The sequence below is a fragment of the Nocardia lasii genome, from assembly GCF_042658545.1.
Classification (GTDB): Bacteria; Actinomycetota; Actinomycetes; order Mycobacteriales; family Mycobacteriaceae; genus Nocardia; species Nocardia lasii.
This window is the reverse complement of record NZ_JBHSQN010000002.1, coordinates 149,081-163,628: the sequence shown is the minus strand read 5'-3', so window position 1 is coordinate 163,628 and position 14,548 is coordinate 149,081. Positions and strand designations below refer to the sequence as shown.

18 protein-coding genes are annotated in these 14,548 nt (G+C 68.5%); 13 read left to right on the top strand and 5 right to left on the bottom strand.

Annotated features, from left to right (window positions below; translation table 11 throughout):
• Positions 1–36 precede the first annotated feature (36 nt).
• Together ACFP3H_RS04600 and ACFP3H_RS04595 are read left to right on the top strand one after the other, a co-directional pair.
• On the top strand, positions 37–621 hold the full coding sequence (locus tag ACFP3H_RS04600; RefSeq protein WP_378600066.1) for a MerR family transcriptional regulator: 585 nt from the start codon (positions 37–39) through the stop codon (positions 619–621).
• A gap of 60 nt (positions 622–681) precedes the next feature.
• The gene (locus tag ACFP3H_RS04595) at positions 682–1,116 is read left to right on the top strand and encodes a DUF8021 domain-containing protein (RefSeq protein ID WP_378600064.1); all 435 of its coding nucleotides are present in this window, start codon (positions 682–684) and stop codon (positions 1,114–1,116) included.
• A gap of 63 nt (positions 1,117–1,179) precedes the next feature.
• Here ACFP3H_RS04595 and ACFP3H_RS04590 read toward each other — a convergent pair whose 3' ends face one another.
• The 3 genes from ACFP3H_RS04590 to ACFP3H_RS04580 all read right to left on the bottom strand — a co-directional run bounded on the left by ACFP3H_RS04590 (position 1,180) and on the right by ACFP3H_RS04580 (position 3,181).
• On the bottom strand, positions 1,180–1,587 hold the full coding sequence (locus tag ACFP3H_RS04590) for an NUDIX hydrolase (RefSeq protein ID WP_378600061.1): 408 nt from the start codon (positions 1,585–1,587) through the stop codon (positions 1,180–1,182).
• Positions 1,588–1,660: 73 nt separating this feature from the next.
• Positions 1,661–2,767, bottom strand: a complete 1,107-nt coding sequence (locus ACFP3H_RS04585; RefSeq protein WP_378600058.1) for a winged helix DNA-binding domain-containing protein — start codon at positions 2,765–2,767, stop codon at positions 1,661–1,663.
• A gap of 36 nt (positions 2,768–2,803) precedes the next feature.
• Positions 2,804–3,181: a BlaI/MecI/CopY family transcriptional regulator gene (locus tag ACFP3H_RS04580; RefSeq protein ID WP_378600055.1), complete on the bottom strand. Its 378-nt coding sequence runs from the start codon at positions 3,179–3,181 to the stop codon at positions 2,804–2,806.
• Between the two features lie 158 nt (positions 3,182–3,339).
• Here ACFP3H_RS04580 and ACFP3H_RS04575 point away from each other — a divergent pair, with 158 nt between their 5' ends.
• From ACFP3H_RS04575 to ACFP3H_RS04560, 4 genes are all read left to right on the top strand, one after another.
• Positions 3,340–4,230: an RNA polymerase sigma-70 factor gene (locus ACFP3H_RS04575; protein WP_378600053.1), complete on the top strand. Its 891-nt coding sequence runs from the start codon at positions 3,340–3,342 to the stop codon at positions 4,228–4,230.
• A 91-nt stretch (positions 4,231–4,321) separates the two neighbouring features.
• On the top strand, positions 4,322–4,795 hold the full coding sequence (locus ACFP3H_RS04570) for a flavodoxin family protein (protein ID WP_378600050.1): 474 nt from the start codon (positions 4,322–4,324) through the stop codon (positions 4,793–4,795).
• Positions 4,796–4,821: 26 nt separating this feature from the next.
• Positions 4,822–6,051: a DNA polymerase IV gene (dinB, locus tag ACFP3H_RS04565; RefSeq protein ID WP_378600048.1), complete on the top strand. Its 1,230-nt coding sequence runs from the start codon at positions 4,822–4,824 to the stop codon at positions 6,049–6,051.
• A 90-nt stretch (positions 6,052–6,141) separates the two neighbouring features.
• On the top strand, positions 6,142–6,495 hold the full coding sequence (locus ACFP3H_RS04560; RefSeq protein WP_378600045.1) for a PLD nuclease N-terminal domain-containing protein: 354 nt from the start codon (positions 6,142–6,144) through the stop codon (positions 6,493–6,495).
• 2 nt (positions 6,496–6,497) lie between these two features.
• On the opposite strand, the gene ACFP3H_RS04555 is transcribed toward ACFP3H_RS04560, so the two are convergent.
• On the bottom strand, positions 6,498–7,577 hold the full coding sequence (locus ACFP3H_RS04555) for a class 1 fructose-bisphosphatase (protein ID WP_378600043.1): 1,080 nt from the start codon (positions 7,575–7,577) through the stop codon (positions 6,498–6,500).
• 162 nt (positions 7,578–7,739) lie between these two features.
• A complete protein-coding gene (locus ACFP3H_RS04550; protein WP_378600040.1) occupies positions 7,740–8,417 on the bottom strand; it encodes a hypothetical protein in 678 nt (225 codons plus the stop codon).
• 242 nt (positions 8,418–8,659) lie between these two features.
• Between ACFP3H_RS04550 and ACFP3H_RS04545 the strand changes: the two genes are divergently transcribed.
• The 7 genes from ACFP3H_RS04545 to nuoF all read left to right on the top strand — a co-directional run bounded on the left by ACFP3H_RS04545 (position 8,660) and on the right by nuoF (position 14,489).
• On the top strand, positions 8,660–9,061 hold the full coding sequence (locus ACFP3H_RS04545; RefSeq protein WP_378600037.1) for an Rv3143 family two-component system response regulator: 402 nt from the start codon (positions 8,660–8,662) through the stop codon (positions 9,059–9,061).
• A gap of 359 nt (positions 9,062–9,420) precedes the next feature.
• The gene (locus ACFP3H_RS04540) at positions 9,421–9,801 is read left to right on the top strand and encodes an NADH-quinone oxidoreductase subunit A (protein ID WP_378600035.1); all 381 of its coding nucleotides are present in this window, start codon (positions 9,421–9,423) and stop codon (positions 9,799–9,801) included.
• A 10-nt stretch (positions 9,802–9,811) separates the two neighbouring features.
• Positions 9,812–10,366: a NuoB/complex I 20 kDa subunit family protein gene (locus ACFP3H_RS04535; RefSeq protein WP_101468016.1), complete on the top strand. Its 555-nt coding sequence runs from the start codon at positions 9,812–9,814 to the stop codon at positions 10,364–10,366.
• Complete coding sequence (locus ACFP3H_RS04530) at positions 10,363–11,115, top strand: NADH-quinone oxidoreductase subunit C (protein ID WP_378600031.1); 753 nt, start codon at positions 10,363–10,365, stop codon at positions 11,113–11,115. Before ACFP3H_RS04535 ends, ACFP3H_RS04530 begins: the two co-directional genes overlap by 4 nt.
• Entirely contained in the window at positions 11,115–12,428 is a 1,314-nt protein-coding gene (nuoD, locus tag ACFP3H_RS04525; protein WP_378600028.1) for an NADH dehydrogenase (quinone) subunit D, read from the top strand. Before ACFP3H_RS04530 ends, nuoD begins: the two co-directional genes overlap by 1 nt.
• A gap of 49 nt (positions 12,429–12,477) precedes the next feature.
• The gene (gene nuoE, locus ACFP3H_RS04520) at positions 12,478–13,170 is read left to right on the top strand and encodes an NADH-quinone oxidoreductase subunit NuoE (protein ID WP_378600026.1); all 693 of its coding nucleotides are present in this window, start codon (positions 12,478–12,480) and stop codon (positions 13,168–13,170) included.
• Positions 13,167–14,489 carry an NADH-quinone oxidoreductase subunit NuoF gene (nuoF, locus tag ACFP3H_RS04515; protein ID WP_378600023.1) on the top strand — a complete coding sequence of 441 codons (1,323 nt, stop codon included), beginning with the start codon at positions 13,167–13,169 and terminating at the stop codon, positions 14,487–14,489. The genes nuoE and nuoF overlap by 4 nt, the downstream gene beginning before the upstream one ends.
• Positions 14,490–14,548 lie beyond the last annotated feature (59 nt).

Genomic DNA, 14,548 nt, shown 5'->3' with positions numbered 1-14,548 from the left:
TTGACCTCGCCCCCGCATCAAGGTCAACTTCTCGACATGATGAACGGCATCACGATCGGCCAGGCCGCGGTCTTCGCGGGCGTCACGATCAAAACCGTGCGGTACTACCAGAAGAACGGCCTGCTCACCGAGCCCGCACGGGACAGTTCCGGCTACCGCCGCTACGGCCCCGACGCGCTGCTGCGGTTGGTGCGCGTGCGCACCCTGGCCGCCGCGGGCGTGCCGCTGGCCGAGATCGGGCCGCTGCTCGACGCCGCCCCGGCCTCCTTCGCCGCCGGACTCGCCGAGGTCGATCGCCGCCTCACCGAACGCATCGAGGAACTCACCGCCCGCCGCGCCACCCTGCACCGCCTCGCCGACACCGACCGCACCCTGCTGCCCGACCGGGCGGTGGCGCTGCTGTCGCGCCTGACCGACCTCGGCGTCCCCGCCGCCGAGGTCGCGGCCACCCGCGAGGGCTGGGTCCTGGCCCGAGCACTGCTGGGCACCGTGTTCGACGACTACCTGGCCACCGTCGAGAACGCCGTCGACGGCGGCCAGCAACGGCACGCGGCCTCGGCGCGCCTGTCGGCTCTCATCGACGCGAAACTGCGGGCCGCCGGCGTCGACCCGCCCGGCTGAACCGCTCAGTTCTGTTGGGCGAGTTGCGCTTTCCCGCACTCGCCAGCACTATCGTCACTCATGCGTTTGTTATCTCTCACTGCCACCGCCGCGATCCTGTTGTCGCTGGGCACCGCGACCGCCGCGGCACAGGTGGACCCGTCCGATTCGCCGCGTCAGGCGGTGGCCCGCACCTACCTCGACGCCCTGGTCTCCCACGACGCGAGCGCGGTGCCCTTCGCTCCGCACGCCACCCGCGTCGAGATGGGCCTGCAGACCGGTTTCTCCGGCGCCCAGCTCACCGACGAACTCAACCACGGCCCGCTCAACCTGACCATCCAGGGCATTCGCGACATCACCTGGGTCGAGAACGGTGACGCGGTGACGGCCTACTACCTGCTCGACGCGGGCCTGCTCGGCGTTCGTCTGACCACCGTGTCGATCACCGAGACGTTCGTCATCCCCGACGGCACCATCCACACCATCGAAGCGACCATCACCCCGACCGCGGGCTGATCTGGACGCACCCACCAACCCCCGGCCACCGTCACCCTCGGCGGCCGGGGGTTGTCGCGTTCGCTACCGCAGTGAACCGGCCGCCGCGAGATCGTCGAACAGCAACTGATCCACCGGCGGCACCAGATCCCGGTCCCCGAACCCGAACCACGCCAGTGCCTCGATCTCACTGCTGGCGGTGAGCACCCCGCGATAATCGGCGGTATAGCAGGCCATCCGGACGACGGTGTCGTGCCCGTCGGCGATCGCGGCCTCGTAGGTGCCGACATGGACCGCGCTCTCGGGCGCGAGGTCGACCGTCAACTCCTCGGCGACCTCACGCACCAGCGTCTGCAAGTCCGTCTCGACGCCCTCCCGTTTCCCGCCGGGAATGAAGAACACGTCCTTGCCACGCGGTCGCGCGCACAGAATGCGACCGTTCTCGATCAGCACCCAGGCCACCGTGTCGACGAGCTGCGCAGGTTCCACCACGGCCGCAGCCTAATACGCCCACACCCCGACCGCCGATCACCGACTCGGCACGCGCCCGAATCCCGAGCGCCCGTCAACCCACCCGCACCGTGAGCCCCCGCGCCCCGACCGCCTCCTCGAACCGTTCCACCGCCGCCCCCAACTCCGTTGTCGAACACGCCCCTTCCTCGAACATCGACACCACGACCTCGTCCTCGACCTGCTCCCAGGTCCCCGCGATCCGCCCCCGCACCACCACCAGCGGCGAGATCCACCCCGCCGCCCGACTCACCTTCGCCCGATTTCCCGCCGCCAGCAACGCCGTATCGCCCGTGCCCGGCCCCAACACGTACTGATCGAACGGCCCGAGCAGATGCACCTGCCCGTCGAGCCGCGCCCCCGCGAGCTCGTCGACGAACTCCGTCGGAATCCACCCGCGCCGCCCCGCCACCTCGACCTCGGTCAACTCCGCCGCCATCCCCGCGAACCACTCGCGCAACACCGGTTTGCGCACACTGTTGCGACTGAGCCACGCGTCGAACACCTCCGGCGACGCCGGACCGTACGTCCCGAGATACGCCCGAATCAGCGCCGGCGCGGCCTCGTCCGGATCCGGCACCCCCGCCCACCCCGCCACCAGATTCCCCGGCGCGGTGAACGTGACCGCGGAACCCCGAGCGGGCCCGTGACACAACGCCCCCTGCCACGCCAACGGTTTGAGCACCGCGCCCCACCCCGACCGCAACTGCTCACCCAGATGAGCGAACCCAGGTTCGGCGAGCACCGCCGCCACCAACTCCTCGCGCGTGAGAACCTGATCCGCCAGCACCCCCGACACCACCTCCACCAGCGCCGCCACCTGCGCGGGCGAGGCCCCGAACGTCTTCTGCCACGACGGTTTCTCCCACGTACGCGCCGACCCGATCACCGACAACGCCGCCGCGGCCTGCTCGGGCACCATCGCGTGCAAGGTCCCCCGCATCGCCCACGTCTTCACCAGCGACCCCGCCCCCAACGCGTCCGACACTGTGCCCACCCGCGCACCCCGCACCGCGACCGCCGTCTGCGCCGCCGACGCCACCTGCGCCTGCACCCCCACCAACCGCCGCGCGACCTCGACCACCGAAGTCCCCGACTCCGATCCGACGAACTGCCGACGAAGCCGCCACGCGAACACCTGATCCCACCCGAGGCTCACCATGGCCCCATCAGATCAGACCCCACCGACACGAACCGGTCAGCTCGCCTCACTGCGCCGAGTGGCCACCCGCCGCAACGCCGCACGCAGCCCTGCGAATTCGTCCTCACTGATCCGGTCGACGAAATAGTTCAACACCAGATCCGACCGTCCCCCCACATTGAGCGCCTCGTACATCAACTGCGCGCTGTATTCCTCCCGCGTCACCCGCGGCCAGTACCGATACGCGCGCCCCTCGCGTTCCCGCGCCAACCACCCCTTGCGATGCAGGTTGTCCATCGTCGACATCACCGTCGTGTAGGCGATGTCGCGCTCGGTCGCGAGCTCGTCGAACAATTCCCGCACCGTCGTCGCATCGACATCGCGATCCCACAACCGATCCATCAGCACTGCCTCGAGATCCCCGAAACCACGCACCGCCGACCGACTCCTCACCTTGCTCGAACCGGCTTCACAGTACCGGCACCCGCCACGTGAGGCCTGCCCCGAGCACGGATCACCTCCGCGACAGCGTGCTTGCGCCGACCCCCGGCCACGCGCAATCATCGGCCCATGAGTCGAGCACGGGGGAGCCGATGACCGAACCCGACCCGTTCACCACCTTCCGCCCACTGCTGTTCACCATCGCCTACCAGATCCTCGGCAGCGCCACCGACGCCGAGGATGTGTTGCAGGACAGCTATCTTCGCTGGCGCGACGCCACCGACGTCACCCATCCGCGCGCATACCTCGTGCAGATCGTCACCCGCCGATCGATCAACCACCTGCGCACGATCCGCCGCCGACGCGAGGACTATGTCGGCACCTGGCTGCCCGAACCGATCCGCACCACCCCCGAGGCCGGCCACGATGTGGTGCTGGCCGAATCGGTGTCGATGGCGATGCTGCTCGTGCTGGAATCGCTCGGTCCCACCGAACGCGCGGTGTTCGTGCTGGCCGAGGTGTTCGGCTACAGCCACGCCGAGATCGCGACCATGATCGACAAGTCCGAGGTCGCCGTCCGCCAGATCGCCCACCGCGCCCGCACCCATGTCGCGGCGCGCCGCCGCCGTTTCCGCCACGACTCCGACACCAGCCGCGCGGTGATCAGCCGCTTCCTGTCGGCGGCCGCCACCGGTGACATCAGCGCCCTGATGGCGGTGCTCGCACCCGATGTCATCCAGATCTCCGACGGCGGCGGCCAGGTCAGCGCCGCGCGCCGCCCGATCCACGGCGCCGAACCGGTCGCCCGTTTCCTGATCGGACTGGCTCAGAACGCGATGGCGGGCGCCTCCGTCGAATTCGGCAGCGTCAACGCCATGCCCGCCGTCCTCGCCGGCTTCGGGGACGGCGACCTCGACACCGTCCTGGTGGTCGAAATCGCCGACGACCGCATCACCGGTCTCTACGCGATCCGCAATCCCGACAAACTGCGCTTCGTCGACGTCGCGCGCACCCTCGACATCACCGCCGACCCACCAGCGTGACCCAGGTCACCATCGACTCGTGTCACGTTCGTCCCGCGACCGGTGTCTCCGAGAGTGCCCGAGCAATACAGCGAAACGAAAGGACCGTTCCATGAAGACCCTGCTCGTCTGTAAATCGGTCTCCCACGGCAACACCCGGCGCATCGCCGACACCATCGGCCAGGTCCTCGACGCCCGCGTCGTCGACCCGTCCGAGATCGCCCCGACCGACCTCACCGACTACAACCTCGTTGGCTTCGGCTCCGGCATCTACTACATGAACTTCCACCCCGACCTGCGCCGTTTCATCGCCGCCCTACCACCCCGCCCGCACGGCAAAGCCTTCCACTTCCGTACCAGCGGCACCCCCGAACCCCCCATGCTCCGCTACGCCACCACCCTGTCCAGGCGCCTCGAACAGAAAGGTTTCCAGGTCCTCGACACCTTCGACTGCCGCGGCCACGACACCTGGCTCCCCCTGCGCCTCATCGGCGGCATCAGCAAAGGCCATCCCGACGCCACCGATATCAGCGCGGCGAGCGCGTTCGCCACCGCCCTGCGCACCAGGGTGACCACGACACCCTGACTCCTGTCACACCCCGATGCGAACATATGTTCGTGTCCGACTCCGCTCGCCGCCCCCGCATCCAGGCCCGTACCGAGGCCTCGATCCTGCACGCCGACCTCGACTCCTTCTACGCCTCGGTCGAGCAGCGCGACCAGCCCTGGTTGCGGGGCAAACCGGTGATCGTGGGCGGTGGGGTGGTGTTGGCGGCCAGTTACGAAGCCAAGGCGTTCGGGATTCGCACACCGATGAACGCCGGGCAGGCACTGCGGCTGTGCCCGCACGCGATCGTGGTGCCGCCGCGGATGTCGGCCTATGCCGAGGCGAGCCGCGCGGTGTTCGCGGTCTTCGACGACACCACCCCGGTCGTGGAGGGAATCTCGATCGACGAGGCGTTTCTCGACGTGGGCGGGCTGCGCCGGATCAGCGGCGCACCGATCGACATCGCCCACCGTCTCCGCGCCCAGGTCGCCGACCGTGTCGGCCTGCCCATCTCGGTCGGCATCGCCCGCACCAAATTCCTGGCCAAAGTCGCCTCCGCCGACGCCAAACCCGACGGATTACGTCTGGTCGAACCCGGCCGGGAACTCGACTTCCTGCACCCACTACCGGTCGAACGATTATGGGGCGTCGGCACAGTCACCGCCGCGACCCTGCACGCCAACAACATCACCCGCGTCGGCCAACTCGCCGAACTCGGCGAACCCCATTTGCGCGCCATCCTCGGCCCCGCCGCCGCCCGCCACTTGTTCGCCCTGTCCTGGGCACGCGACCCCCGCCGCGTCGAAACCGGCACCCGCCGCCGTTCGATCGGCGCCCAACGCGCCCTCGGCCGCCGCCACCGTGACCCCGACGAGCTCGCCGCCTACCTCGACGGTCTCACCGACCGCCTCGGCCGCCGCCTGCGCGCCGCCGACCGCGTCTGCCGAACAGTGGTGCTGCGCTTACGTTTCGACGACTTCACCCGCGCCACCCGCTCCCACACCCTCGTCGAAGCCACCGATTCCTCCGCCGCGATCCGCCACGCCGCCCGCCTGCTCCTCGACACCGCCCAACCCCTGATCACCGAACGCGGCATCACCCTGATCGGCCTGTCGCTGACCAACCTCGACGACGCCGACACCATGCAGCTCACCCTCCCGCTGGAACCACGCGCCGACAACACGCTCGACACCACCCTCGACGACCTGCGCCGCCGCTTCGGCGCCACCGCCGTGACCCGCGCCGCGCTCCTGCGCACCGGCGAGGGCATCTCGGTCCCCCTGCTACCCGACTGAACATCGACCCCGAATACCCACTGCCACCACAAATACGGCATCCTGACAGGCGGCCGCCCCGATCACTCACCGACCGAAGAGGACCTCGCGATGCCCTACGCCGTCATCGGCTTCCTGACCCTGGCCCTGTGGGTGTATTGCCTGGTCGACATCATCACCAGCCCCGACGCGGGCATCCGGCACCTGCCGAAGATGGGGTGGATCATCGTCGTCGTCCTGATCCCCACGATCGGCGCCCTGCTGTGGTTGTTCGCCGGGCGCCCCGTCGACGAGTCCCGTCCGGTGCCCACCACCCGCTTCGGCGAATACGATCGCCCCGGCCGCCACGTCGCGGCCAACCCCGACGACGACGAAGCCTTCCTGCGCGGCCTGCGCGAACGCGCCGAGCAGCAGCGTCGCGAAGCCCGCCGCCAGCAGGAAGAACGCGACCAGGATCCCGCCTGACCCTAGGTGCGCTGATCGTGTCTGGCAGGCCGGAACAGTGACCGCGTCCCGAACAGCGAACTGTCGAACCGCTTGTCCGCGTCCGGTTCTCGGTGATACCGCTCGATCCGCAACACCTCGTTGCGCGACCCGAAGATGAACGGCACCCGCTGGTGCGCCGCGCTCGGCGACACCTCCATCACCCGTTCGTGACCGGTCGTGGCCGCCCCACCGGCCTGTTCGACGATGAACGCGATCGGATTGGCCCCGTACAGCAGCGAAACCCGCCCCGGCACCGCGGGACTGCGCGTATCGCGCGGATACAGATACACCCCGCCCTTGGTCAGAATGTGAAACGTGTCGGCCACCAGCGAGGCCACCCACCGCATATTGAAGTCGCGCCCCCGCGGCCCCTCGACCCCTTCGAGGCACTCGAGCACATACCGCCGCACCGGCCGCTCCCAGAACCGCTCATTGGCGGCATTGATCGCGAAACCCCCGGTGTCCTGCGGAATCCGCATCTGCGGGTGCGTCAACACGAACGCCCCGATCTCCCGATCGAGCGTGAACCCGTCCACTCCGCTGCCAGTGGTGAGCACCAACATCGTCGCCGGCCCGTACAGGGTGAACCCCGCGCACACCTGCTCCACACCCGGTTGCAGGAAGTCGCTCTCGGCGAGGTCGGCACCGCCGTCGACGATCCCCTCCGGCGCCCGCAAGATGCTGAAGATCGACCCCACCGGCAAGTTCACGTCGATATTGCTCGAACCGTCCAACGCGTCATAGGCCAGCAGGTACTTGCCCCGTCGGGTCCCGGCCGGCAGCACCGTGTCGTGCTGCTCCGACAACAGCCCCGCCAACTGCCCGCTCCACTGTGTCTGCCCCACCATGATCTCGTCGGTCAACACGTCGAGCCGCCCACTCACCGACCCCTCGTCCTCGACCTCGGATCCGACGATCGCCCCCCGCGTCACCTGATTGGCGATGATCTTCGCCGCCGTCGACACCACATTGATCAGCGCGGAGAACTCTCCCGACGACCCGGGATGCCGATGCTCTTCCTCGATCGTGTACCGCGTCAGCGTCTTGAATCTGTTCGGCATTCGCCCACGCCCCCTGTGAAATCCGCTGCGTTCGTTGCCCTTTCCAGAATGACTCACCCCGACCCCACAGGCAATGTGAACCTTCCCGACCACCGACAGGCCGGTTCGGCCGGGACTTCCGCACGCCCAGCGAACGACTCGTCGGCACACGTCCTCGGATGACTACGGTTCGCCGCCCGCCGGGATGATCGGCTCCGGGCGATCACCGACCAGGTAGTCGCGAAACGCGCGCAGATACTCGTCCACATCCTGTTGGTCGGCGAAGCTGGTGCCGGTCGGCTCGAACCACTCCTCCGGTGTCGGCCGCCACGCGATCATGTAGTCGAGCGCCTCGCGCACCATGGCCCCATAGGTCGGATCCCGGGTACAGGCATCGCGCTGCACCCCGGCGCAGACCGCCAGCGCGCTACGGTTCTCGGCGCACTGCATGCGCACCAGCGGCCACCGCAGCCCGGCGATATGCGGAATCTCGTCCCACCACGTGGCCCGTCCCGCGACGACCCGCACCGGCCGCGATCGCGTGACAGGTGCCGGATAATCGGCGGGCGCGCCACGTCGGTCGATAGCGCGGGCCGGCCCGAGAGCCAGGTTCACGGCCGGATACCACACACCGCGCCACACCGAGACTCCGAGCCCGCGGCGCACCGGCAACGGCTCGGCCAGCGACACATCGGCGACGATACGACGCACCGGCGGCAACGGTCCGTCCCAAACCATCTCCGCCACCATCGACAAACAATCCGCCACATCGAACCCCGTCACCCCAACCCCCTCCCAGAGCCGCACGTCAGCGCACTCCGCTGGATCGAATTCGATCCAAAACCGCCGCGGCGTGCTCATGTGCGAATCCCTTCCCTCAGCATCACTGTCGAATGCTGACCCGATGGTCCCGGAATCGACCAGCGCCCACCACTCGATCTCGACGAAAACCCACGCACCACTGTCGATTACCGGATATGTCCGCGCGGAAGCCCGCCTGCGCACCGAGATCGATGCTGCCATGAACCCGCTGATCCCCTGCGCCAGAGGCCGATCCGGCGAACCTGCCACGGTGACACCGCCGGCGGACGTACGATCCGAGCGTGGCCGAATCCCAAGGTTCCACCCCGCTGCGTGTGCTGGTCTACAGCAACGATGCCGATACCCGTCAACAGGTGATCCTGGCGCTGGGCCGCAGACCGCGCGCGGATCTGCCCGAGCTCGACTTCTTCGAGGTCGCCACGGCGCCGGTCGTGATCGAGCAGATGGACGCCGGCGGGATCGACCTGGCCATCCTCGACGGGGAATCCGCCCCGACCGGCGGTCTCGGGATCGCCAAGCAGCTCAAGGACGAGATCGACGGGTGCCCGCCGGTGGTCGTGCTCACCGGCCGCCCCGACGACGCCTGGTTGGCCAACTGGTCGCGCGCCGAGGCCGCGGTCTCGCATCCGATCGACGCCATGCAGCTCACCAACGCGGTCGCGGGCGTCCTGCTCGCCCGCTGACGCATCCTCCCGAACCGTCGGATAGTCCGCTTCGCCCTTTTCTGCCTATCACCACTGCGTACGCCGGTGGTTCGCGGCCGCATGCCCGCGATCGATTACCCCCGGATCGCTCATGAATCGCGGTACCGAAATCGATCAAACCCCGCCCCGAAAACGTGCGGCGGAGTAACGAAACGGCGGTAGTCTGTGCTCTAGCTCACACGAGCACGGGCTCTTGTATAACGCTCCGTCATCGCTGCACAGCCTTGCGCGAGCCCCCGTTCGGCGGACAACGTTGTCGGCCCCGTCTCGCCGAAAGCTGCCGTCCGCGGCCGAACCACACGGTTGGGCCTGCTCCAGCGAGGAGGGGAAGTGCAGTCGTGAACATCGAGGTGCCCGCACTCGTACTCGGCGCCATCGCCGCGGCGTTCGCGGTGTTCTCCGTCGTCATGGCGTCGCTGGTCGGCCCGAAACGCTACAACCGGGCCAAACTCGAACCCTATGAATGCGGCATCGAGCCGACCCCGCACGCCATCGCCGGTGGCCCGGGAAACACAGGGGGACAGCGTTTTCCGGTGAAGTATTACCTCACCGCGATGCTGTTCATCATCTTCGACATCGAGATCGTCTTCCTCTACCCGTGGGCCGTGCATTTCGACACGCTCGGGCTGTTCGGTCTCGCCGCGATGGCGCTGTTCATCGTCAACGTGTCCGTCGCCTACGCCTACGAGTGGCGGCGCGGCGGCCTCAGCTGGGAATGAGTGGGAAATAATGGGTCTGGAAGAGAAACTGCCCAGCGGGTTCCTGCTGAGCACGGTCGAGGATTTCGCCGGATATCTGCGTAAGGGCTCGGTCTGGCCCGCCACCTTCGGGTTGGCGTGCTGCGCGATCGAGATGATGGCCACGGGCGCGGGACGATTCGACATCGCCCGCTTCGGCATGGAAGCGTTCCGTGCCTCCCCCCGCCAAGCCGACCTGATGATCGTGGCGGGCCGGGTGAGTCAGAAGATGGCCCCGGTGCTGCGTCAGGTCTACGACCAGATGACCGAACCGAAATGGGTGCTGGCCATGGGGGTCTGCGCGTCCTCGGGCGGCATGTTCAACAACTACGCCATCGTCCAGGGTGTCGACCACATCGTCCCGGTCGACATCTACCTGCCCGGCTGCCCGCCCCGCCCGGAGATGCTGCTCAACGCGATCCTGGCCCTGCACGCCAAGATCGCCGAGATGCCGATGGGCGTCAACCGCGAGGAAGCGATCCGCGCCGCCGAGAAGGCCGCCCTGGCCAGCACGCCGACCATCCGGATGGAGGGCCTGCTGCGATGACCTTCGACTCCCCGGACAACACCGACCACACCACCGGCCCGCACACCCCGGAGGAATCCCCCAGCCAGCCCGCGCTGCCCCCGCCGGCCGAGGAGGTGATCGGCACCCGCCGCGGCATGTTCGGCGTCAGCGGCACCGGCGACACCTCCGGCTACGGCGGCCTGGTCACCCCGGTCGCCCTGCCCGCGGGCACCCCGCCCCCCTACGGCGGCTGGTTCGACGGTTTCGTCGGCACCCTGCGCGCCGCCCTCGTGCACCGCGTGATCCCCTTCGACGCCGCCATCGAACGGATCGTGGTCTTCCGCGACGAACTCACCCTGCACGTCGACCGCGACCACCTGCTCGCCGTGGCGGCCACCCTGCGCGACGACACCTCCCTGCGCTTCGAACTGTGTCTGGGCGTCAACGGCGTGCACTACCCCGACGACGCCGGTCGCGAACTGCACGCCGCCTACCACCTGCTCTCGATCACCCACCGCAGGCGGGTGCGGCTGGAAGTGTCGGTGCCCGATGCCGATCCGCGCATCCCGTCGCTGTTCTCGGTGTATCCGACCACCGACTGGCACGAACGCGAGACCTACGACTTCTTCGGCATTCTCTTCGACGGTCACCCCTCCCTGACCCGGATCATGATGCCCGACGACTGGCGCGGACATCCGCAGCGCAAGGACTACCCGCTCGGCGGGATCCCGGTGGAGTACAAGGGCGCGCGCATACCGCCGCCCGACGAGCGGAGGACCTACAGCTGATGACCGACACCGACTTCCGCCGCGACGACCCCCAGGTCGTCACCGTCGCGGGCCAGGACTGGGACCAGGTCGCCGAGGTGCTCGACGGCGGCGCCGAAGAACGCATCGTGGTCAACATGGGCCCCCAGCACCCCTCCACGCACGGGGTGCTGCGCCTGATCCTCGAAATCGAGGGCGAGACCGTCACCGAGGCCCGCTGCGGTATCGGCTACCTGCACACCGGCATCGAGAAGAACCTGGAATTCCGCGCCTGGATCCAGGGCGTCACCTTCGTGACCCGCATGGACTACCTGTCCCCGTTCTTCAACGAGACCGCCTACTGCCTCGGCGTGGAGAAACTGCTCGGCATCACCGACGACATCCCCGAACGCGCCACCGTGGTGCGGGTGCTGCTGATGGAACTCAACCGCATCTCCTCGCATCTGGTCGCCCTGGCCACCGGCGGCATGGAACTGGGCGCGCTCACTCCCATGCTGTTCGGTTTCCGGGAACGCGAACTCATCCTCGACGTCTTCGAGACCATCACCGGCCTGCGCATGAACCACGCGTTCATCCGCCCCGGCGGCCTCGCCCAGGACCTGCCCGACGACGGCGTCACCAAGGTGCGCGAACTGCTCGACATCCTGCCCGGCCGCCTGCGCGACCTCGAACACCTGCTCAGCGCCAACCCCATCTGGAAGAAGCGCACCCAGGACATCGGCTACCTCGACCTCACCGGCTGCATGGCCCTCGGCATCACCGGCCCGGTCCTTCGCGCCACCGGCCTGCCACACGACCTGCGCAAATCCGATCCCTACTGCGGTTACGAGAACTACGAGTTCGACATCCCGACCACCACCGGCTGCGACTGCTACGGCCGCTACCTCATCCGTGTCGCGGAGATGACCGAGTCGATCAAGATCGTCGAACAGTGCCTGGACAAACTGCGCCCCGGCCCGGTGATGATCGACGACAAGAAGATCGCCTGGCCCGCCGACCTGAAACTGGGCCCCGACGGCCTGGGCAACTCCCCCGAGCACATCGGCAAGATCATGGGCACCTCCATGGAATCGCTGATCCACCATTTCAAGATCGTCACCGAGGGCATCAGAGTGCCTGCGGGACAGGTGTATTCGGCCGTGGAGTCCCCGCGCGGGGAACTGGGCGTGCACATGGTCAGCGACGGCAGCACCCGCCCCTACCGCGTGCACTACCGCGACCCCTCGTTCACCAATCTGCAAGCGGTGGCCGCGATGTGCGAGGGCGGCATGGTCGCCGACGTCATCGCCTCCGTAGCCAGCATCGATCCCGTCATGGGCGGGGTGGACAGATGAACAGCGCACTGCCCTCGGGCACTGACAAGTCATTCGGAGGCGTAGACCGATGAACACCCCCATCCTCCTCAACCTCACCACCCGCCCCGAACCGTATCCACCGCACGTCCGCGAACGCCTCGAACTCGACGCCAAAGAGATCATCACCCGCTACCCCCACCCCCGCTCCGCCCTGCTTCCCCTGCTGCACCTGGTGCAGGCCGAGGAAGGCTACGTCACCGGCACCGGGATCGATTTCTGCGCCGACCATCTCGACCTCACCGGCGCGGAAGTCACCGCCGTCGCGACCTTCTACTCGATGTACCGGCGCACCCCCACCGGCGACTACCACGTCGGCGTCTGCACCAACACCCTGTGCGCGGTCCTGGGCGGTGACGCCATCTACGAGGCCCTGCGCCAACACCTGGGCGTCTCCCACGGCGAAACCACCCCCGACGGCGCCATCACCCTCGAACACATCGAGTGCAACGCCGCCTGCGACTACGCCCCCGTGATGATGGTGAACTGGGAGTTCTTCGACAACCAGACCCCCGAATCGGCCATCGCGATCACCGACGCCCTGCAGGCGGGCCACCAGGTCCGCCCCACCCGCGGCGCCCCCCTGTGCACCTTCCGCGAAACCGCGCGCATCCTCGCCGGTTTCCCCGACGAACGCCCCGGCGCCCTCGACGGCGCTCCCGGCGCCCCCACCCTCGCGGGTCTGGAAGTCGCCGACCAGGATTCGACGGGAGACCAGCGATGACGACCCTCACGCCGGTCCTGAGCCGACACTGGGCCACCCCCCGCTCCTGGACTCTGGACACCTACCGCGCCACCGGCGGCTACGACGGCCTGCGCGCGGCCCTGCGCAAGACCCCCGACGAGGTCATCCAATCGGTCAAGGACGCAGGCCTGCGCGGTCGCGGCGGCGCCGGATTCCCCACCGGCATGAAGTGGTCGTTCATCCCGCAGGGCCCCGGTCCCGACGGCACCACCAAGCCGCACTACCTCGTCGTCAACGCCGACGAGTCCGAACCCGGCACCTGCAAAGACATCCCGCTGATGCTGGCCACCCCGCACACCCTCATCGAGGGCGTGGTGATCGCCGCCTACGCCATCCGCGCCGCGACCGCGTTCATCTACGTGCGCGGCGAAGTGGTCCCGGTGCTGCGTCGCCTGCAGGCCGCCGTCGCCGAGGCCTACGCCGCGGGCCTGCTCGGCCACGACATCCTCGGCTCCGGTTTCGACCTGGACCTGATCGTGCACGCCGGGGCCGGCGCCTACATCTGCGGCGAGGAAACCGCCCTGCTCGACTCCCTCGAGGGCCGCCGCGGCCAACCCCGCCTGCGCCCCCCGTTCCCCGCCGTCGCCGGCCTCTACGCCTGCCCGACCGTGGTGAACAACGTCGAATCCATTGCCAGCGTGCCCTCGATCCTGCGCCACGGCACCGACTGGTTCCGCTCCATGGGCACCGAGAAATCCCCCGGCTTCACCCTGTACTCCCTGTCCGGCCACGTCGCACGCCCCGGCCAGTACGAGGCCCCACTGGGCATCACCCTGCGCGAACTGCTCGACTACGCCGGCGGCGTCCGCGCCGGACACACCCTGAAATTCTGGACCCCCGGCGGCTCCTCGACCCCGATGTTCACCGCCGAACACCTCGACGTGCCGCTGGACTACGAAGGCGTCGCCGCCGCCGGATCCATGTTGGGCACCAAGGCCCTCCAGATCTTCGACGAGACCACCTGCGTGGTCCGCGCCGTGCTGCGCTGGACCGAGTTCTACGCCCACGAATCCTGCGGCAAATGCACCCCGTGCCGCGAGGGCACCTACTGGCTCGTGCAACTGCTCGCCCGACTCGAAGCGGGCCAGGGCACCGAGGCCGACCTCGACACACTCGCCGACATCGCCGACAACATCAACGGCAAGTCGTTCTGCGCGCTCGGTGACGGCGCGGCCAGCCCGATCTTCTCCTCGCTGAAGTACTTCCGCGACGAATACCTCGCGCATCAGCAGCTCGGCGGCTGCCCCTTCGATCCGGCCGCCGCCACCGCATGGGCGCCAGGAAAAGAGGACGCATGAACCCCCCACCCCGCAGCGACGCCGCCAAGACCGGCAACCGGGCCCCGGCCGGCACCCCG